At 59.5% G+C, this 19,446-nt stretch carries 19 protein-coding genes; 6 read left to right on the forward strand and 13 right to left on the reverse strand.

Annotated elements, in window-relative coordinates; all coding sequences use genetic code 11:
- The first annotated feature begins 194 nt into the window (after positions 1-194).
- From mnmC to KW837_RS17970, 5 genes are all read left to right on the forward strand, one after another.
- Positions 195-2,177 (forward strand): bifunctional tRNA (5-methylaminomethyl-2-thiouridine)(34)-methyltransferase MnmD/FAD-dependent 5-carboxymethylaminomethyl-2-thiouridine(34) oxidoreductase MnmC, encoded by a 1,983-nt coding sequence (gene mnmC, locus KW837_RS17950; RefSeq protein WP_218397634.1) that lies wholly within the window; start codon positions 195-197, stop codon positions 2,175-2,177.
- Between the two features lie 122 nt (positions 2,178-2,299).
- Entirely contained in the window at positions 2,300-4,072 is a 1,773-nt protein-coding gene (locus tag KW837_RS17955; protein WP_218397636.1) for an N-acetylglutaminylglutamine amidotransferase, read from the forward strand.
- A 3-nt stretch (positions 4,073-4,075) separates the two neighbouring features.
- On the forward strand, positions 4,076-5,824 hold the full coding sequence (gene ngg / locus KW837_RS17960; RefSeq protein ID WP_218397638.1) for an N-acetylglutaminylglutamine synthetase: 1,749 nt from the start codon (positions 4,076-4,078) through the stop codon (positions 5,822-5,824).
- Between the two features lie 170 nt (positions 5,825-5,994).
- Positions 5,995-7,185: an osmoprotectant NAGGN system M42 family peptidase gene (locus KW837_RS17965; RefSeq protein ID WP_218397642.1), complete on the forward strand. Its 1,191-nt coding sequence runs from the start codon at positions 5,995-5,997 to the stop codon at positions 7,183-7,185.
- A 252-nt stretch (positions 7,186-7,437) separates the two neighbouring features.
- Positions 7,438-7,665 carry a YheU family protein gene (locus KW837_RS17970; RefSeq protein ID WP_003199186.1) on the forward strand — a complete coding sequence of 76 codons (228 nt, stop codon included), beginning with the start codon at positions 7,438-7,440 and terminating at the stop codon, positions 7,663-7,665.
- Positions 7,666-7,670: 5 nt separating this feature from the next.
- Here KW837_RS17970 and csrA read toward each other — a convergent pair whose 3' ends face one another.
- The 3 genes from csrA to KW837_RS17985 form a co-directional block, all read right to left on the reverse strand.
- Complete coding sequence (gene csrA / locus KW837_RS17975) at positions 7,671-7,856, reverse strand: carbon storage regulator CsrA (protein ID WP_123494546.1); 186 nt, start codon at positions 7,854-7,856, stop codon at positions 7,671-7,673.
- Positions 7,857-8,009: 153 nt separating this feature from the next.
- Positions 8,010-8,342, reverse strand: a complete 333-nt coding sequence (locus KW837_RS17980) for a YnfA family protein (protein WP_063341152.1) — start codon at positions 8,340-8,342, stop codon at positions 8,010-8,012.
- 64 nt (positions 8,343-8,406) lie between these two features.
- Complete coding sequence (locus tag KW837_RS17985; RefSeq protein WP_218397646.1) at positions 8,407-9,222, reverse strand: SDR family oxidoreductase; 816 nt, start codon at positions 9,220-9,222, stop codon at positions 8,407-8,409.
- 299 nt (positions 9,223-9,521) lie between these two features.
- Between KW837_RS17985 and KW837_RS17990 the strand changes: the two genes are divergently transcribed.
- The gene (locus tag KW837_RS17990) at positions 9,522-9,674 is read left to right on the forward strand and encodes a DUF3309 family protein (RefSeq protein WP_008012020.1); all 153 of its coding nucleotides are present in this window, start codon (positions 9,522-9,524) and stop codon (positions 9,672-9,674) included.
- Positions 9,675-9,718: 44 nt separating this feature from the next.
- Here KW837_RS17990 and KW837_RS17995 read toward each other — a convergent pair whose 3' ends face one another.
- From KW837_RS17995 to KW837_RS18040, 10 genes are all read right to left on the reverse strand, one after another.
- Positions 9,719-11,827, reverse strand: coding sequence for an LTA synthase family protein (locus tag KW837_RS17995; RefSeq protein WP_218397649.1), 2,109 nt, complete (start codon positions 11,825-11,827; stop codon positions 9,719-9,721).
- Between the two features lie 501 nt (positions 11,828-12,328).
- Positions 12,329-12,931 (reverse strand): START domain-containing protein, encoded by a 603-nt coding sequence (locus tag KW837_RS18000; protein WP_218397651.1) that lies wholly within the window; start codon positions 12,929-12,931, stop codon positions 12,329-12,331.
- Positions 12,932-12,973: 42 nt separating this feature from the next.
- Positions 12,974-13,228 carry a YkgJ family cysteine cluster protein gene (locus KW837_RS18005; RefSeq protein WP_019582607.1) on the reverse strand — a complete coding sequence of 85 codons (255 nt, stop codon included), beginning with the start codon at positions 13,226-13,228 and terminating at the stop codon, positions 12,974-12,976.
- A 158-nt stretch (positions 13,229-13,386) separates the two neighbouring features.
- Positions 13,387-13,854 carry a translation initiation factor 2 gene (locus KW837_RS18010; protein WP_218397653.1) on the reverse strand — a complete coding sequence of 156 codons (468 nt, stop codon included), beginning with the start codon at positions 13,852-13,854 and terminating at the stop codon, positions 13,387-13,389.
- A gap of 87 nt (positions 13,855-13,941) precedes the next feature.
- Positions 13,942-15,381 (reverse strand): PLP-dependent aminotransferase family protein, encoded by a 1,440-nt coding sequence (locus tag KW837_RS18015; RefSeq protein WP_007903895.1) that lies wholly within the window; start codon positions 15,379-15,381, stop codon positions 13,942-13,944.
- A 210-nt stretch (positions 15,382-15,591) separates the two neighbouring features.
- Positions 15,592-16,404 carry an OmpA family protein gene (locus KW837_RS18020; protein ID WP_007903897.1) on the reverse strand — a complete coding sequence of 271 codons (813 nt, stop codon included), beginning with the start codon at positions 16,402-16,404 and terminating at the stop codon, positions 15,592-15,594.
- Positions 16,401-16,757 (reverse strand): DUF4398 domain-containing protein, encoded by a 357-nt coding sequence (locus KW837_RS18025; protein WP_008073146.1) that lies wholly within the window; start codon positions 16,755-16,757, stop codon positions 16,401-16,403. The genes KW837_RS18020 and KW837_RS18025 overlap by 4 nt, the downstream gene beginning before the upstream one ends.
- A 9-nt stretch (positions 16,758-16,766) precedes the next feature.
- The gene (locus KW837_RS18030; protein WP_218397655.1) at positions 16,767-17,603 is read right to left on the reverse strand and encodes an ABC transporter substrate-binding protein; all 837 of its coding nucleotides are present in this window, start codon (positions 17,601-17,603) and stop codon (positions 16,767-16,769) included.
- 73 nt (positions 17,604-17,676) lie between these two features.
- Positions 17,677-18,606, reverse strand: a complete 930-nt coding sequence (locus KW837_RS18035; RefSeq protein ID WP_218397658.1) for an electron transfer flavoprotein subunit alpha/FixB family protein — start codon at positions 18,604-18,606, stop codon at positions 17,677-17,679.
- On the reverse strand, positions 18,607-19,356 hold the full coding sequence (locus KW837_RS18040; protein ID WP_003226982.1) for an electron transfer flavoprotein subunit beta/FixA family protein: 750 nt from the start codon (positions 19,354-19,356) through the stop codon (positions 18,607-18,609).
- Positions 19,357-19,446: the final 90 nt, after the last annotated feature.

The following is a 19,446-nucleotide window of genomic DNA, read 5'->3' on the forward strand; positions in this document are numbered from 1 at the left end:
GGGAGCTTTTTGTGGCGAGGGGGGGGGCCGCACAACCTGTAGGAGCGAGGCTTGCCCGCGAAGAATTCACCGCGGTTTTTCAGGTATTACGCGTCATCGTTCTTCGCGGGCAAGCCTCGCTCCTACAGGATTTTGGATCAAGCACTGCGGCAGCGATCGGCTAGAATGGCCACCTTGTCGTTGCCGAGCCTGCCATGAAACCTGTATTGCCCCACGCCCAGCTCGACTGGGACGACCAAGGTCGCCCGCGTTCGCGGGTGTTCGATGATGTGTATTTTTCCGACCAGTCGGGCCTTGAAGAAACCCGCTACGTGTTTCTGCAGCAAAACGATTTGCACGAGCGTTTCGCCGCATTGCCGGCAAGCGGTCGATTGGTGATTGGCGAAACCGGGTTCGGGACCGGGCTGAATTTTCTCTGTGCCTGGCAGTTGTTCGAACAGCACGCGGCGGCCGGTGCGCGGCTGCATTTTGTCAGTGTCGAAAAGTACCCGCTGAGCGCTCCCGATCTGCAACGGGCCCTGGCGCTATGGCCGGAACTCAAGCCGTTTGCCGATCAATTGCTGGCGCAATACGTCGCGATCCATCAGGGCTTTCAGCGTCTGGTGCTGGACAACGGCCGCGTCACCCTGACCTTGCTGATCGGCGATGCACTTGAGCAGTTGCCGCAACTGGATGCGCAAATCGACGCCTGGTTTCTCGACGGTTTCGCCCCGGCGAAAAACCCCGACATGTGGACCGCCGAATTGTTTGCCGAACTGGCGCGCCTGGCGGCACCCGGCTCGACCATCAGCACCTTTACCAGCACCGGCTGGGTACGCCGTTTGCTGAATGCGGCGGGTTTCAAGATGAAGCGCACGCCGGGCATCGGCCATAAATGGGAAATTCTGCGGGGCACGTTCCTCGGTTGGCCCGAAGAGGCCGCTAAACCGACCTCGGCAAAACCCTGGTTCGCTCGCCCACAGCCGCTGACCGGCGAACGCCGCGCCTTGGTGATCGGTGCCGGGCTGGCCGGTTGCGCCAGTGCCGCCAGCCTGGCCGCGCGGGGTTGGCAAGTGAGCCTGCTGGACCGCCACGAAGCACTGGCGCAGGAAGCCTCAGGCAATCCTCAGGGCGTGCTGTACCTCAAGCTTTCTGCTCACGGCACGGCGTTGTCGCAATTGATCGTCAGCGGTTTTGGTTACACCCGACGTCTGCTGGAACAACTGCAGCGTGGCGTCGACTGGGACGATTGCGGAGTCTTGCAACTGGCCTTCAATGCCAAGGAAGCCGAGCGTCAGGCGCAATTGGCAACGGCCTTTTCACCGAGCCTGGTGCACCTGCTCGATCAACCCCAGGCCCAAGCCCGGGCCGGCATCGAATTGGCCCACGGCGGCTTGTTCTACCCTGAAGGCGGCTGGGTTCATCCACCCGCGTTGTGCCAGTGGCAGGCGTCCTCAACGAACATCCAGTGGCTGCCCCATCGCGACGTGCTGGAACTGCGCAAGGTCGATGATCAGTGGCAGGCCTGGGACGGCGATGTATTACTGGCCAGTGCGCCGGTGGTGATTCTGGCCGGCGCCGCCGAGATCAAGCGTTTTCCCCACAGCGCCGACCTGCCCCTCAAACGCATTCGCGGCCAGATCACCCGACTGGCACAAACCTCTGAAAGCCAGCGCCTGGCGACCGTCGTCTGCGCCGAAGGCTATGTGGCGCCCGCACGCCTGGGCGAACACACCCTCGGCGCCAGCTTCGATTTCAAAAGCGATGAGCTGACCCCGACCGTCGCCGAACACCTTGGCAACCTGGCATTGCTCGAGGAAATCTCCACTGACCTGGTCGCCCGTCTGCATGTTCCAGACCTGGAACCGCAGCAACTGGAAGGACGCGCGGCATTCCGCTGTACCAGCCCCGACTATCTGCCGATCGTCGGACCATTGGCCGACCAGGCGGCCTTCGCCGAGGCCTATGCCGCACTGAGCAAAGATGCCCGGCAAGTGCCCGATGTGCCCTGCCCATGGCTCGAGGGGTTTTACGTCAACAGCGGTCACGGCTCTCGCGGTTTGATCACCGCGCCGTTGTCTGGCGAGCTGTTGGCGGCATGGCTTGAAAACGAGCCGTTGCCGCTGCCTAGAACAGTCGCCGAAGCCTGCCATCCCAACCGTTTTGCCTTGCGCCAATTGATCCGCGGAAAAGCCTGACCCACAGCCTTATAACTTATCGGTCTAAAACTCCAGGGATTCACGTGGGTCAGTTTCTGAGTACCCGCCGTTTTTGGCGGGTATCGATTGACCCTCCCCAACGGAAAAACCGGTAAGGACTTATGTGCGGATTAGCTGGAGAATTACGTTTCGACCATCAACCTGCGGACCTCGCAGCCATCGAACGAATCACCCATCACCTGGCCCCTCGTGGCCCTGATGCGTGGGGCTTCCACAGCCAGGGGCCGATTGCCCTCGGCCATCGGCGCCTGAAAATCATGGACCTGTCGGACGGCTCGGCCCAGCCGATGATCGACAACCAACTGGGCCTGTCCCTGGCCTTCAACGGCGCGATCTACAACTTCCCGGAACTGCGCACTGAGCTTGAAAGCCTCGGTTACGCCTTCTATTCCGGCGGCGACACCGAAGTGCTGCTCAAGGGGTATCACGCCTGGGGCGAAGCCCTGTTGCCCAAACTCAATGGCATGTTCGCCTTCGCCATTTGGGAGCGCGATGCCAAGCGCCTATTCATCGCCCGCGACCGTCTCGGCGTGAAGCCGTTGTACCTCTCGCGCACCGGCCAACGCCTGCGCTTTGCCTCGGCCCTGCCGGCCTTGCTCAAGGGCGGCGACATCAACCCGATTCTCGATCCGGTGGCGCTCAATCATTATCTGAACTTCCATGCGGTGGTTCCGGCTCCACGCACCTTGCTGGCGGGCATCGAGAAACTGCCCCCGGCGAGCTGGATGCGCATCGAAGCGGACGGCACCACCGAGCAGAAAACCTGGTGGACCCTGCCCTACGGCCCAAATGCCGACGAACTGAACCTGACCCTCGAAGACTGGCGCGATCGCGTGCTCGACAGCACCCGTGATGCAGTGGCGATCCGTCAACGGGCGGCGGTGGACGTTGGCGTGTTGCTTTCCGGCGGCGTCGATTCGAGTCTATTGGTGGGCCTGTTGCGTGAAGTCGGGGTCGAAGACTTGTCGACCTTTTCCATCGGTTTCCAGGATGCCGGCGGCGAGCGTGGTGACGAGTTCCAGTATTCGGACCTGATCGCCAAGCACTACGGCACACACCATCACCAACTGCGCATCGACGAAAAAGAGATCATCGAGCAACTGCCCGCGGCGTTCCGCGCCATGAGCGAGCCGATGGTCAGCCATGACTGCATCGCGTTCTATTTGCTGTCTCGCGAAGTGGCCAAGCACTGCAAGGTGGTGCAAAGCGGCCAGGGCGCGGACGAGTTGTTCGCCGGGTATCACTGGTATCCACAGGTGGACGGTGCGAGCGATCCGTACGCGGCCTATCGCGATGCGTTTTTCGACCGCAGCTATGCCGACTACGCCGCCACGGTGCAGCCGAAATGGCTGACGGCCAACGACGCGGCCGGCGACTTCGTGAAGGAACATTTCGCCCAGCCCGGTGCCGACGCAGCCGTAGACAAAGCCCTGCGCCTGGACAGCACCGTGATGCTGGTGGATGACCCGGTCAAACGCGTCGACAACATGACCATGGCCTGGGGCCTGGAAGCGCGTACGCCGTTTCTCGACTATCGCCTGGTGGAATTGTCGGCGCGGGTGCCGGGCAAATTCAAGCTGCCGGATGGCGGTAAGCAAGTCTTGAAAGAAGCGGCGCGGCTGGTCATTCCGAGTGAAGTGATCGACCGCAAAAAAGGTTACTTCCCGGTCCCCGGCCTCAAGCATTTGCAGGGCGACACGCTGAACTGGGTGCGTGAACTGCTGCTCGATCCGAGTCAGGATCGTGGCCTGTTCAACCCCGCCATGCTCGACCGCCTGCTGACCGATCCACAAGGTCAACTGACCCCGTTGCGCGGCTCCAAGCTGTGGCAATTGGCAGCCCTGAACCTGTGGCTCAGTGAACAAGGAATCTGATCGATGAAACCTCACGCCACGGCTTATAGCCAACGCTTGTTGCGCGGTCAGACGCCCTCTTACGAACGCTTGCAGGCGCGCCTGGCCGAAGACGGCAGTGAATTGGGCGCCGCGCCAATTGCGGTGCATTGCGGTTGGGGCCGGTTGCTGATCGGCCATACCTTTCCCGATGCGGCGAGCCTTGCCCAAGAGTTGCTCAATGAGCAGCCTGGTGAGCGGGACATTGCCTTGTACGTTGCCGCGCCCCAGCAAGTGCTGGGGCTGGAGCCTGCGCAGTTGTTTCTCGACCCCTCCGACACCTTGCGCCTGTGGTTCAGCGATTACCGCCAGGCCACCCGGGTGTTTCGCGGTTTTCGCATCCGTCGGGCGCAAAGCGAGGCGGACTGGCAGGCTGTCAATCAGCTGTATCAGGCACGCGGCATGCTGCCCATTGATGCGAATTTGCTGACGCCTCATCCCCAGGGCGGCCCGGTTTACTGGCTGGCCGAAGATGAGGACAGCGGCACCATCATCGGCAGCGTCATGGGCCTGAATCATCACAAGGCGTTCAACGATCCGGAAAACGGCAGCAGCCTGTGGTGCCTGGCGGTCGATCCGCAATGTTCCCGTCCAGGCGTCGGTGAAGTGTTGGTGCGGCACTTGATCGAACACTTCATGAGCCGTGGTCTGAGTTACCTGGACCTGTCGGTGCTGCACAACAACCGTCAGGCGAAAAGTCTTTACGCCAAGCTCGGTTTTCGCAATTTGTCGACCTTCGCCATCAAGCGCAAAAACGGCATCAACCAGCCGTTGTTTCTCGGCCCAGGCCCCGAAGCCGAGTTCAATCCGTATGCACGAATCATCGTCGAGGAGGCTCATCGGCGCGGCATTGATGTGCAGGTGGATGACGCGCAAGCGGGTCTGTTTACCTTGATTCACGGCAGTCGTCGGGTGCGTTGCCGCGAATCCCTGAGCGATCTGACCAGCGCCATCAGCATGACGTTGTGCCAGGACAAAAGCCTGACCCACAAGGTGCTGAAAAACGCCGGTCTTAAACTGCCCGCCCAACAACTGGCGGGGAGCGCGGACGACAACCTGGCGTTTCTCGACGAGCATCAACGGGTGGTAGTCAAACCGCTGGACGGTGAGCAAGGCCAAGGGGTGGCGGTCGATTTACGGACCATCGAAGAGGTCCAGCAAGCCATCGAAAACGCCCGCACCTTCGACAGTCGAGTGCTGCTGGAAAGCTTCCATGAAGGCCTCGACTTGCGGATTCTGGTGATCGGTTTCGAAGTGGTCGCCGCCGCCATTCGCCGGCCGGCGGAAGTGGTGGGCGATGGTCAGCATTCCATCGGTGCGCTGATCGAGGCCCAGAGCCGTCGCCGTCAGGCGGCAACCAGCGGTGAAAGCAAAATCCCGCTGGACCATGAGACCCAGCGCACCTTGCAGGGTGCAGGTTATGACTACAGCAGCATTCTGCCGGCCGGCGAGCATCTGTTCGTGCGGCGCACGGCGAATCTTCATACCGGCGGAATTCTCGAAGACGTCACGGCGATTCTGCATCCGACCTTGGTGGATGCGGCAGTGCGGGCGGCGCGGGCGCTGGATATCCCGATGGTCGGGCTCGACCTGATGGTGCCGGCCGCCGACCAGCCGGAGTATGTGTTTATCGAAGCCAATGAACGCGCCGGGCTGGCCAACCATGAACCGCAACCGACGGCCGAGCGGTTTGTGGATTTGTTGTTTCCGCATAGTCAGCCGGCGGTCCCTTAGTTATGGAGTGCCCGGACCGACGCCTTCGCGAGCAAGCCCGCTCCCACATTTGACCGCGTCCCCCTGTGGGAGCGGGCTTGCTCGCGAAGGCGGCCTCACAGGCGCTGAACATCTAACCAGACCTCCCCCTCATCGAAACCATCGATGCTCTCAACCCATCAGGAGTTTCCATGACCCGCAAAATTCCCGAACCGGATCTCAATTACCTGCAAAAAGTCCTGCTGGAAATGCTCGCCATTCCCAGCCCCACCGGGTTCACCGACACCATCGTGCGTTACGTTGCCGAACGTCTCGAAGAGTTGGGCATTCCCTTTGAGATGACCCGTCGCGGCACCATCCGCGCCACCCTCAAGGGCAAGCAGAACAGCCCGGACCGCGCCGTCTCCGCCCACCTGGACACCATTGGCGCGGCGGTTCGCGCGATCAAGGACAACGGTCGCCTGACCCTGGCGCCGGTCGGTTGCTGGTCCAGCCGTTTTGCCGAAGGCAGCCGCGTCAGTCTGTTCACCGACAACGGCGTGATCCGCGGCAGCGTGTTGCCGTTGATGGCTTCCGGACACGCGTTCAATACCGCCGTGGATGAAATGCCGATCAGCTGGGATCACATCGAATTGCGCCTGGACGCCTACTGCGCCACCCGCGCCGATTGCGATTCACTGGGGATCAGCGTCGGCGATTTCGTCGCCTTCGACCCGTTGCCGGAGTTCACCGAAAGCGGCCACATCAGCGCCCGTCACCTCGACGACAAGGCCGGCGTTGCCGCACTGCTGGCGGCGCTGAAAGCCATTGTCGACAGTGGCGAAGAACTGATGATCGACTGCCATCCACTGTTCACCATCACCGAAGAAACCGGCAGCGGTGCAGCGGCGGCCCTGCCTTGGGACGTCAGCGAATTCGTCGGCATCGACATCGCGCCGGTCGCGCCCGGCCAGCACTCCAGCGAACACGCGGTGAGCGTGGCGATGCAGGATTCCGGCGGGCCTTATGACTATCACTTGTCGCGCCACCTGCTGCGCCTGGCCAGCGACAACGAACTGCCGGCGCGCCGCGACCTGTTCCGCTATTACTTCAGCGATGCTCACTCCGCCGTCACTGCCGGCCACGACATTCGCACCGCCCTGCTCGCCTTCGGCTGCGATGCCACCCACGGTTACGAGCGCACCCACATCGACAGCCTCGCCGCCCTCAGCCGCCTACTCGGCGCCTACATCCTCAGCCCGCCGGTGTTCGCCAGCGATGCACAACCGGCCAAGGGCTCCCTGGACCGGTTCAGTCATCAGATCGAACACGAGACGCAGATGGAAAGTGACACGCGGGTGCCGTCGGTGGATAGCTTGATTGGGCAGCGTTCGGAGAGCTGACTCATTCCTTGAGGTATTGGGTGTCTGGTCTATCGCCTTCGCGGGCAAGCCTCGCTCCTACGGATCTATGTCACGCGCAATATCCCGCACGACGCCGACGGATCTGTGTCATGCGCAATATCCCGCACGACGCATACCTGTAGGAGCGAGGCTTGCCCGCGAAGGCGGTAGATCAGGCGCCACATGAGCCCCAGGCTAGCCGCAACCCTTCATTCGCCGTAGCATCGCGCCATTGTTTAGCCGAGGTGCCTTATGCTGATCCCCCACGACCAACTTGAAGTCGACACGCTGACCCGCCTGATCGAGGATTTCGTGACCCGCGACGGCACGGACAATGGCGATGACACACCGCTGGAAACCCGCGTGTTGCGTGTTCGTCAGGCATTGACCAAGGGCCAGGCGCTGATCGTCTTCGATCCGGAAAGCGAGCAATGCCAGTTGATGCTCAAGCACGACGTGCCCAAGCACCTGTTCGACTGAGGCCCTTAACGGGCTTTGGCTTTGGCCTGCTGGATCTGGATGCGCTCATAGACTTCGGCGCGATGTACGTTGACCTGCTGCGGCGCTTCAACACCGAAGCGCACGCTGCTTCCGTTGACGGCGAGAACCCGCACGGAAATGTTGTCACCAATGGAAATCAACTCGCCCACAACGCGACTGAGTACAAGCATGGCATTCATCCTTCAGGGTTACCGGCCCTTGAAGATGCCCGGCGCGTAGCGGGTCTTCAATGCAACGGCAGCAAAACAGTCTTGCCCTACAGCCCAGGAGGCTTCGCCCTGACGGACGTGTCCGACAAACCGGTTGAATGAAGGACCGATCCTTCAGGAAGCGGAAAAGCGCGGACCAAACAGGATGACGCTGGCCCCGATCACACACAGCGCCACGCCAATCCAGTCCGAGCCCAGCGGACGAATCCGCTCGACCACCGCCAGCCAGCCGATCGACGCAATGATGTAGATGCCACCGTAGGCGGCATAGGCGCGGCCGGCGTAGCTAGCTTCGACCCGGGTCAGCAGTACCGCGAACAAGATCAGGCTGAGCAACGCCGGGATGATCCACCAAGCGCTCTTACCCTGGCGCAACCACATCCAGAAGGCGAAGCAGCCAGCGATTTCAAACAGCGCGGCGAGGAAAAACCACAGGTAATTGAGCATGCAGATGTCTCGTGAGGATGACCGGTAGCGGCCACCCTAACGACGGTCTTGCGCACGGGCAAGTTCAGCTTGCGGATTGTTTGGCCTTGGCGCGCATTTTGTCGGCCATCACGGTCATTTCGTTGTAGAGCTCTTGCGGGTCTTTCTGTTTGATCGCCCAGGCCATGCGGCCCTGTTCGTGAGGCAGAATCAGGAATTCGCCGGCAGCGACCTGCTGATAGATGTAATCGGCAATGTCGGCGGCGGTGATCGGCGAGCTTTCCAGCAACTTGCCGACCTGGGCTTTCATGGCCGGAGTCGGGCCGCGGAAAGAGTCCAGCAAGTTGGTCTGGAAGAACGAGGGGCAGACCACATGCACGCTGACTTCCTCGTGGGCCAGTTCGATCAACAGACTTTCGGACAAAGCCACCACACCCGCCTTGGCCACGTTGTAGTTGCTCATGGCCGGACCTTGCATCAGTGCGGCCATCGAGGCGATGTTGATGATCTTGCCTTTGCTTTTCTCCAGCAGCGGCAGGAAGGCCTTGCAGCCCTTGACCACACCCATCAGGTTGATCGCGATCTGCCAGTCCCAGTCTTCCAGCGACAATTCACTGAAGAACCCGCCCGAGGCCACGCCGGCGTTGTTAACGATGACGTCGATGCCGCCGAACTTCTCTTCACAGGCTTGGGCGAACGCCGTCAGTTGGCTGTAGTCACGCACATCACAACGCTGAATAAAACCATCACCGCCGGCTTCGCGAACCAGCTTCAGGGTTTCTTGCAGGCCGGGTTCACTGACATCCGACAAGGCCAGCTGCCAGCCTTCACGCGCCCAGCGCAGCGCGATTTCGCGACCCAGGCCTGAGCCCGCGCCAGTGATCATCATGCGATTTTGCATAGCAAACAGCCTTGTTGTTCCGGGGAAGATGCACCGAGTGTAGCGAAGGATAATGCGCGACCCACGCTCCATCAGATTGCTGAATGGCCAGCAATGAACCACGGCGCGGTCCGGTTGTTTCAACGTTGAGACGCAGTAAAAGAAATAAACGTACTTGCCAAATACATTAAAAAAACCTGGAATTTTTCTTCATATCCATGAGTCGGATTTTGTAAGCAGCTAGGATTAATACAAGTCCAGCTGATGGCTAAAAGCTAAAACGCTAGGTCAACCACAACGCTTCCAACAAGGAAACAGACATGGGCACAATTCTTATCGTTATTCTTATCCTGTTGTTGATAGGTGGCTTGCCGGTCTTCCCACACTCCAGAAGTTGGGGTTACGGCCCGTCAGGTATCATCGGCGTGGTGTTGGTGGTGCTATTGATCCTGCTGCTACTTGGCAAGATATAAAGGTTTTGCCGGCAAAAAAAGAGGCCCTGCGAAGGGCCTCTTTTTTATTGCGCCAAAAATTGGTCTGGCTTGCCGTCAACTACACCGGCGGTGTTATCGATGAGGCTTTTGGTGGCCGTCTGGATGAACGATTCGAGCTTTTGCTTGAGCGCCGCTTCGTCAGCCGATGCCGGGATCACCTCACCTTTGGGATTGGCGCCCAGTTCATATTGATACAACTTCGGTGGCATCTCTTTGGGCAGTACCAGCACGCGATCCCCGGTGAGCAATGCAACCGTCTGATCGCTGCCCGACGGCTTGATCACGCCAAAACCCTTGTCGCCTTCCGGCAGGTTCAGCAAGTCGCGCCCCCAGCATTGTTGAATCACCTCTCCACCAATACGGCCCATGATGGTCGGCACGATGTCGATCTGGGTGCCGACGGTATGGTCGACCTGGCCGAATTTTTCCTGGACGCCCGGCCCAATCAGCAGCATCGGCACGTTGAAACGACCCAGGTCCATTTCAGTGATCTGCTGTTCGTTGCCAAAACCGTGGTCGCCGACCACCACAAACAGGGTTTCCTTGAAATACGGCTCTTTGCGGGCCTGTTCGAAGAATTGACCCAACGCCCAGTCGGAATAGCGCATGGCGGTCAAGTGTTCGTTGAGGCTGCCGCGATCGGTCACAGGCTTCACCGGCAATGGCGTCGGCAAAGCGTACGGCGTGTGGTTGGACAGCGTTTGCAGCAAGGCATAGAACGGCTTCTTGTCCTTGCCATCGCGGGCCTTCAATTCTTCCAGGCCACGGTTGAACATGTCCTGGTCGGACACGCCCCAGGTCGGATCGGAGAACACCGGGTTGACGAAGTCATTACGCCCGATGAAGTTGGTCATGCCCTGGTTGCTGAAGAAGCCCGACTGGTTGTCCCAGGCGAAGTCGCCGTTATAGACGTACACATCGTCGTAGTCACGGGCGCTGAGCAACTGCGGCAGGCCGGACAGTTTGTGGCTGCCTTCAGGCGTCTGCATCAGGTATTCGAAACCCGGCAAGTTCGGGAAGCAGGCCATGGTGGCGAACATGCCCTGGTGGGTATGGGTACCGTTGGAGAAGAAACGATCGAACAACAGGCCTTCTTTCGACAGTTTGTCGAAGTACGGCGTGATTTCACCCGGACGACCCAGAGCGCCCACCGAGTGACCGGCGAAGCTTTCCATCAGGATCACCACGACGTTCTTGATCGGCAGTGTCTTGTTGGTGTCGGGGCTGAAATTGCGACGCACCGCGGCGGTCTCGGGATCGACCAGCTTGTCACTCGGGGTCAACAACAAATCGCGCACGGTCTGCTGGGCCAGGGGCTGTGGCAGTGTGGCTTTCCAGACATTGTCGCGATGTTCGGACAGCCGGCTCTTGGCCGCTGCGATCAACGACAGCGTGCCGTTGAGGCCCAACTGATTGGCGAAGTTGGAGTCGGTGGTGTAAACGTCACCCCAACGCAGCGGCGGGCCTTGACGCAAAGTGCCACGAGCGGCGACCACGCAGACCAACAGGCAGACCACGAATACCACGCCACGCGCATACCACGGAGCGACCTGCCGCGTACTGATACTGCCACCGCTGAACGGCCCGCGAGGACGCGTGGCGCGGTCGGCGCCCTTGAACGCAAGCGTCAGAATCAACGTGCCCACGGCCCAGGCCAGCAGGTAGCGAACCACCGGAAAACCGTACCAGAGCATGCTCACCACGGTTTTCGGGTCTTCTTTCACGTACTGGAAGACCAGACCGTTGAGGCGCTGGTGGAACTCGCGGTAAAAGTCCATCTCCATCAGGCCGAGGAACAGCGCAATGCTCGAGACAACGGTCAGCCACAGCCGGAAAAACCCCCGGGCGGCCATCGCCCTGGCGCTGAACAATGCCAGCACCAGCGGAATGCTGAGGTAAACCACCAGTCGCAAGTCGAAACGCAGGCCGTTGGCGAACGCTTCCAGAAAGGTCGAAGCCGGTGTGTCGAGGATCATCGAGCTGTTGTAGACCAGCAGCGCCACGCGCAGCAGGCTGAACATGACCATCATGACCAAGGCACACAATAGCGTGTAGGCCAGATGCGATTTGACGGTCGGTTGCAGCAGGCGACTAGAAGCTCGCTGCTGACTCAGGGCGTCCGGGTTTGCCATGTCGTTTTAGGACCCATTGGAAGTTGAAGTTTCAAAAATACAGCAGCGCCTTGCCTAAGGCTGGTCGGTTAACCTGTGGGAGCGGGCTTGCTCGCGAAGGCGGCGGCACAGTCGACATTGATGTCGTCTGACACACCGCTTTCGCGAGCAAGCCCGCTCCCACATGGATTTAACTGACCGGCATCAGCTGTCTCGCCCTCTGTTGGCCATCCTCGGCCCCGGGGCTTGCGCGGTGCGCAAATGTTGCACGATCAACCGCGGCATTACCATTGATTACTGACCCGCAGGCCCGACTGTCGCTTGTAGCGTTGTGGGACAAGAGACGTGGTGCAATGTTGCGGGCTGACTCATTGGGACGCGAGTGAATTGTCTTGGAGGCTTTGTGAAAATTTCGTTCAACGCATATCCAGAAACAAAATAAAGCCCCGCCCTTGGTAAAAAAGCAAACGCCCCGATCAAATCGGGGCGCTGTTGAACGGGCATTATCAAAAGTATACGCGGTTACTTCTCTGCGCGTTCTTTCAGGGCTTTGAGGGTGTTGAACGGCGCATCGACCACAAACTTGTTGGCCAACCACGACGGCACGCTGCCCCCGGGTTCGGTATGGGCCTGATAAGTCACTTCGACTTGATCGCCTTTAGGCACGAGCTTCCAGAATCCTTTGACCTGGGCGACCCGTACAAAACCTTTTTCTTCCGGAACGTACTTGGGCTGCCCTTCCAACTCGCGGGTCAGGCTGCCATCGGCGCCTTCAACAGTGGTGACATGCAATACGGAGTCGCGAGGAGTGACCGGCCAAGGGGTATTGAACTGGGTGTAGGTCCAGCTCTGGTTACCTTCATGTTTGAGCAACTTCTGAGTCTTGCACTCGTGAATCCATGCACAGGCACCCGGCACGTCTTCCTGCAATGCACGCAGTTTGGCCATGGTGGTCTTCATGACGGTCACGCCACGGTACGCCTTGTATTGGGAACCGGCCACTTCACTCAAGGACACCTTGATGCCCTGTTCTTCCTTGGCGGTTTTCCATTCTTCGGCCTGGGCCGTGGAGGCCAGTAAAACCGTCAAACCACACAGCACAGCCATACGATGCAGCGAACCCATAGTCTTATTCCTTATTGTTGAAAGTTCCGTTCGTTGAACACATCACGCGGCCGTCATTTGTTCCCACCAGCCCAGCAACTTGATCGCTTCGTCGCTGCTGCTTCCGCAGACCTCGACATCGGCTTCAAATGCCGAACACACCGCAGGACGTTCCGGCTTGCCGAAAATGCTGCACAGGTTATCGGCAGACAGCTGTACGCAACGTTCTCCGGCGGCTTTGCCATTGGGCATTCCGGGAATCGGCGAACTGATGGAAGGGGCAATGCAACAGGCGCCACAGCCTTCACGGCATCTCATGACGACAAGCTCCTCGCGACGGGTAAAGGGACGTGGCACAGAGTAACGGCTAAAACGACTGTTTAAAATTACCTGAGCCCTGGTTTTTTCGCTCAAACGAACGTGACTGACCAGTCTCCGACAAAGCGTCTGGTCCGCGGGTCACGAATGGGAGGGATTTACTGCTTGAACTCGAATTCCAGCGCCGCGCCTTCAACTTCCCGACGCTCTTCATTGCGCAGTTGCAACTGCATTTCGTTGCTGAGCAGACGACCGTTGAGCTGGAACGGGCTGCTTTTGTCACCGAACATTTGCGGCAACAGCGCATCGTGTCGGGGCAAGGTTACCGTGCCGACCGGCTTCAATTCTTCGACCATGTCCTTGGGCAGGCTCAAGTCGAGACTTGCCGAAGGGAGTTTGGTTTTCACGACTTCACTGGCCGGTTTCGATTTGGAAGCAATGGGGGAACGTTTCTTTACCGCTGCAGCCTTCTTTTTGGCCGGCGCTGCTTTTTTGACCGGTGCCGCTTTTTTCGCGGTGGTGCTGGCTGTCGGTTTTTCCTGAACGGAAGCCGCCATGACGCCTTCCGGGTGACAGGTCATTAACAGGCAGATCAACAACCAGGCGGCAGGAAAAATCGGCTTCATGGACCCAACGGCGTGAACGGCAGAAGGTTATATGCTCGCCTGTTGGAGACGACAAGACAAGCGGCCAGTTCAAAACTGCCCGGCCGGTCAAAAACCGCTCGCCGTCTCCTGACAAAGTTGCGTCGCCAGCAAACCCAACGTCATCAATGCACGCTCGGCCTCGCGGTTCCAGGGGATGCCACAGTTCAGGCGAATGCAGTGATTGAACTGCTCGGTATTACTGAAAATCAACCCCGGCGCAATGCTGATGCCCTGCTGCAACGCACGCACATGCAGTTCCTGCGTATTCACCCGCCCTGGCAGGCTGACCCACAGAATGAAGCCGCCGGTGGGCCGGGTCATCTGCGTGCCTTCCGGGAAATACTGCTGGACCGCCAGCTGAAAAGCGCTGAGATTCTTGCGGTACTCCTGACGGATGTAGCGCAAATGCCGGTCGTAACCGCCGTTCTCCAGATAGGCCGCGATGCCCATTTGCGTGACGCTGCAGGCCGAATGGGTGCTGAAGGTCTGCAAGCGCTGGATTTCCTGCTGGTACTTGCCGGCAATCATCCAGCCGATGCGCACACCGGGCGACAGGGTTTTGGAGAAGCTGGAGCAATAGATCACCCGATCCAGCCGGTCGTAGGCCTTGAGCGATTTGGTGCGACCCTGCTCGAACATCAGTTCGCCGTAAATATCGTCTTCGACGACCTGGATATCGAAATCCGAGGCCAGGCGCAGCAATTGTTTCTGCCGCTCTTCGGGCATGGTGCCGCCCAAGGGATTGCTCAGGCGCGTGGTCAGCACCAGCGCCTTGATCGACCACTGGTTGGCCGCCAATTGCAGGGCTTCGAGGCTCATGCCGGTGGCTGGATCGCTGGGGATCTCGATGACTTTCAGCCCCAGCAGGTCGGCCAGTTGCAGCAAACCGTAATAGGTCGGCGACTCGGCCGCGATCAGATCGCCCGGCCGGGTCAATACGCGCAGAGACATCTGCAACGCATCGACGCAGCCGTGGGTGATCACCACTTCCGACGGGTCGACCACCACGCCGGCGTCGCGCATGCGGATCGCCACTTGCCGACGCAACGGCTCGAAACCGGGGCTGAACATGTAGCTGAACGCCCGGGGGCTATGGAAACGGGTGACTTTGGCCAGTTGCTGATGCAGCGCCCGCACCGGCAGATAGTCAACGCTCGGTACGGCGGCGCCCAACGGGAAGACGCCTTCGCGGCGGGATTCGACCAGGACTTGCTGAATGATGCTGCTGCGCGTGACAAGGCCAGGTCGCTCGACCCGGGCGATATCCGGGGTTGGCGCCGTGAGCGCCGGCGTCTGGTGCACGTAGTAACCGGATTGCGGCCGGGCACGAATCAGCCCCTGATCTTCAAGGTTGGCGTAGGCCTGCAACACCGTTGCATGGCTGACGTTGAGCTGCGAGCTCATCTTGCGCACCGAAGGCACGCGCTCCCCCGGTTGATAAACACCGCGGCGGATGTCTTCGGCCAGTTGCTGAGCAATACGTTGGTAGAGCAAGAGATTGGTCATGACGCAGCACTCGATTTCACGGGCATTTTATTCTTGTGTGAAACAATACCGGAACAGTTTGGAAGTGTACTGGGACAGTTGTCACAATAGTCGACCGTACAGTGCATTGTCAGCAAAAACTGTACTGTTTTATGGAGAGTATTGCGCTGATTGGCAGGCACAAAAAAACCCGGCACTGCTGACAGGCCGGGTTTTCCAGTAACGCAGCCCTTAGCGAGCGGCGCCGAGCTGGCCTTTTTCGTCGGAGAACACAATTTCCACCCGACGGTTCTGTGCACGTCCACGTTCTGAGGCGTTTACGTCCACCGGGTACTCATCGCCGTAGCCTTCGACTTTGATACGTTTGTCGTCGATGCCCAGGTCCATCAGCACATCCGCCACCGATTGCGCACGGTCGCGGGACAGCTTGAGGTTTTCCTGTTTACCGCCAGTGCTGTCGGTATAGCCTTCGATCCGCACCACCCGTTTGGGGTTGAGCTGCAGGAACTGGACGATCTTCAGCACCACGCGGTTTGCCGAGCTTTTCAGCTCTGCTTCACCGGTATCGAACAGCACATCGCCCAGAGTCATCACCAGACCACGGTCGGTTTGGGTAGTCGCCAACGCCACGATCTGCTCTTCAAGCCACTTGCCCTGTTGCTGCACGCTGAGCAACTTGGACTCACGCAGGGCCAGTTGCAGGCGCTGACGCTCGAGTTCGAGCTTCGCCGCGCGTTCCTCGTTGAGCACTTGATTGGTGTGTTCCCGGGCGATTTCGCTGTAGCGCCGGCTCAGGTAGGCGTAATGCACAACGTCCGAACCGCTGCCCCAGTAGCTGGACAGACGATCGGCTCGTGCCAGCGACTCACCGGCACGGATCACGTCTTTGGGCGCAATGCGCAGCACATTGGAGTCTTCCTTGACCTTCTGAAAGTCAGTGCCGGCCTGCTGGATTGCGGCTTCGCTGTGTTGACCAGCACAACCATAAAGACTTGCGCAACCGGCCAGGATCAAGCCGCCGAGTGCTTTGGTTTTCAGGCTCATTGGGCATCTCCCAGTTGCTTGCGCAGACGAGTGATGCGGGTATTGAGCACGTTCAACTGCTCCTCACTCTTGAGGGTCAGAACCCGGGCTTCGGCCAGACGCGCGTCCAGCTCGGCCTGCTCGGCCCGCATGCGCGCATTCTTGAAGGACTGGTCGGCCATGTTGCCCTTGGCACGCTTGAACTTGTCTTCAGCCAGTTTCAGCTCTGGCACTTCGTCGGCGGTAGCACCCACGGCCTTCGCTTGTTCAAGAGCCTGTTCGGTCAGGCGTATTTGTTCATTCGGCGCCGGATCGGCTGCACAACCCGCCAGAGCCAGAACGGCCAGGGCAGCGAAAAGAGGTCGAATACTCACTAAAAATCCCTACTGTTTTGGGGTACTGACAGGTTGTGGCTGCGGTTGTGAGCGTTGCGCTTTCCAACGCTCGATATTGCGCAGCAGCGCAGCTTCCGTCAGTCCGGACGCGGGCAATTCTGTCATCTTTTTAGCCAGCTGTCCGCGCAACCAAGGATCGTTGCAGGCAGAGTTATGGGAAACCGCAAGATACAGGCCCGGTTTGTCGATGGGGTGTGGGTGGGCCATCAAGTCATCGGCCATCCCCAGCGTTTGCACCAGGGCCATGCCCGAGTAGCGTCCGGCGAGGACAAATTCCACCTCGTTCAGCAGCAACTTCTGAAAGGCCTGGGTCAGATTGGGCGTGCGCACCAGGGTCAATTGCTGCTCGGCGAAAGTGCTAAATGACGTTGTTACTCGAGCCTTTTCCGACAAGGCGCCGGGATGACCGTGAAGGTCCTGCGCTTCGTTGTAGACCAGTAACGAATCGTTGCGAGTCCAGACCAGGTAATCGTTCTCCAGCAGCGGTGGATGGATGTAATCCAGATTTTCCAGCTCACTGACCGTCAACGGCGCATCGGCCAGCATGTCCATGCGCCCGCTGCGCACTTCGTCCAGGGCCTGGGAGCGTTTGCCGGCGTAAAGCAGTTCGACCTTGATGCCCAACTCCCCCGCCACTTGCTGCAACAGGTCGGCGCTGGCGCCTATCAGGTACTTGGGGTTTTGCGGGTCTTGCCACAGATACGGCGGCGCGTCCGGGCTGCCGGTCACCACCAGGCGCTCACATTTGCCCGTGGCTATGGATAGCCCCGGCAACAGCGTCAGCCCCAGCAGTAATGACCAGCCACACACGCGGCGTAAATCCATGGCGAAACACCCCTCAAAGAACAAAAAAAAGCCCGACCAAAAGGTCGGGCTCTTTATAAGTCAAGCCGCCGGATTAGACCAGCTTCTCGAACTCGGGGATGGCTTCGAACAAATCCGCCACCAGGCCGTAATCGGCCACCTGGAAGATCGGCGCTTCTTCGTCCTTGTTGATCGCAACGATCACTTTGGAGTCTTTCATGCCGGCCAGGTGCTGGATCGCGCCGGAAATACCGACCGCAATGTACAGCTGTGGAGCAACGATCTTGCCGGTCTGACCGACCTGCATGTCGTTGGGTACAAAACCTGCGTCGACCGCGGCGCGGGAAGCGCCGACGGCAGCGCCCAGCTTGTCGGCCAGGGCGTACAGGTGCTTGAAGTTGTCGCCATTCTGCATGCCGCGACCGCCGGAAACGACGATTTTGGCAGCGGTCAGTTCCGGACGATCGGACTTGGCCAGTTCTTCGCCAACGAAGCTCGAAGTGCCCGCGTCGTGAGCAGCGGCAACGGCTTCAACAGCCGCCGAACCACCTTCAGCGGCAACCGGGTCGAAACCGGTGGCACGCACGGTGATCACTTTGACCGCAGCGTTGGACTGTACGGTAGCAATGGCGTTACCGGCGTAGATCGGACGCTTGAAGGTGTCAGCGCTTTCGACCGAGATGATCTCGGAGATCTGGTCAACGTCCAGCTGAGCGGCAACGCGCGGCAGGATGTTTTTACCGTTGGAAGTCGCAGCAGCCAGGATGTGGCTGTAGCCCTTGCCCAACTCGGCTACCAGCGGCGCGACGTTTTCCGGCAGTTGATGAGCGTAAGCGGCGTTGTCGGCCACCAGCACTTTGGCCACACCCGCGATTTTCGCAGCGGCGTCAGCCACGGCGCCAGCGCCCTGACCTGCAACCAGAACGTGGATATCACCGCCGATTTTGACGGCAGCAGCCACGGTGTTCAGCGTGGCCGGAGCCAGTACTTTGTTGTCGTGTTCAGCAATAACCAAGATAGTCATTTAGATTACCTTCGCTTCGTTCTTGAGTTTTTCAACCAGTTCAGCCACCGACTTGACCTTGATACCCGCGCTGCGTGCCGCCGGCGCTTCGACTTTCAGGGTCTTGTTGGTGGAGGCGGTGGAAACGCCCAAAGCGTCCGGAGTCAGCACTTCGAGAGGCTTCTTCTTGGCTTTCATGATGTTTGGCAGAGACGCGTAGCGCGGCTCGTTCAAACGCAGGTCGGTGGTGACAATGGCCGGCAGTTTCAGGGAAACCGTCTGCGCGCCGCCGTCGATTTCACGGGTCACGGCAACGCTGTCGCCCGACACTTCGACTTTCGAAGCGAACGTACCCTGACCGTAGCCGCTCAATGCAGCGAGCATCTGGCCAGTCTGGTTGTTGTCGCTGTCGATGGCTTGTTTGCCAAGGATCACCAGCTGAGGCTGTTCCTTGTCGACAACAGCTTTCAACAACTTGGCAACCGCCAGGGAAGTCAGATCTTCAGCGGATTCGACGAGGATGGCGCGGTCGGCACCCAGAGCCAGCGCGGTGCGCAGTTGCTCTTGAGCGGTGGACGGGCCGATGGAGACGACGACGATTTCAGTCGCAACGCCTTTCTCTTTCAGACGTACGGCTTCTTCCACTGCGATTTCGCAGAATGGGTTCATCGACATCTTGACGTTAGCGAGGTCGACGCCGGAATTGTCCGCCTTGACACGAACCTTGACGTTGTAATCCACAACGCGTTTGACAGCTACAAGAACCTTCATGGATTCCTCGTTACTCTCCGGTGAAAAGAAAGTCGCCTAGGCGAACCTGGCGGTTGATGCTCATCGGCGCAAGGGCACCTCTAAAAACGC

This window comes from Pseudomonas sp. PDM24 (assembly GCF_019218905.1).
GTDB lineage: Bacteria > Pseudomonadota > Gammaproteobacteria > Pseudomonadales > Pseudomonadaceae > Aquipseudomonas.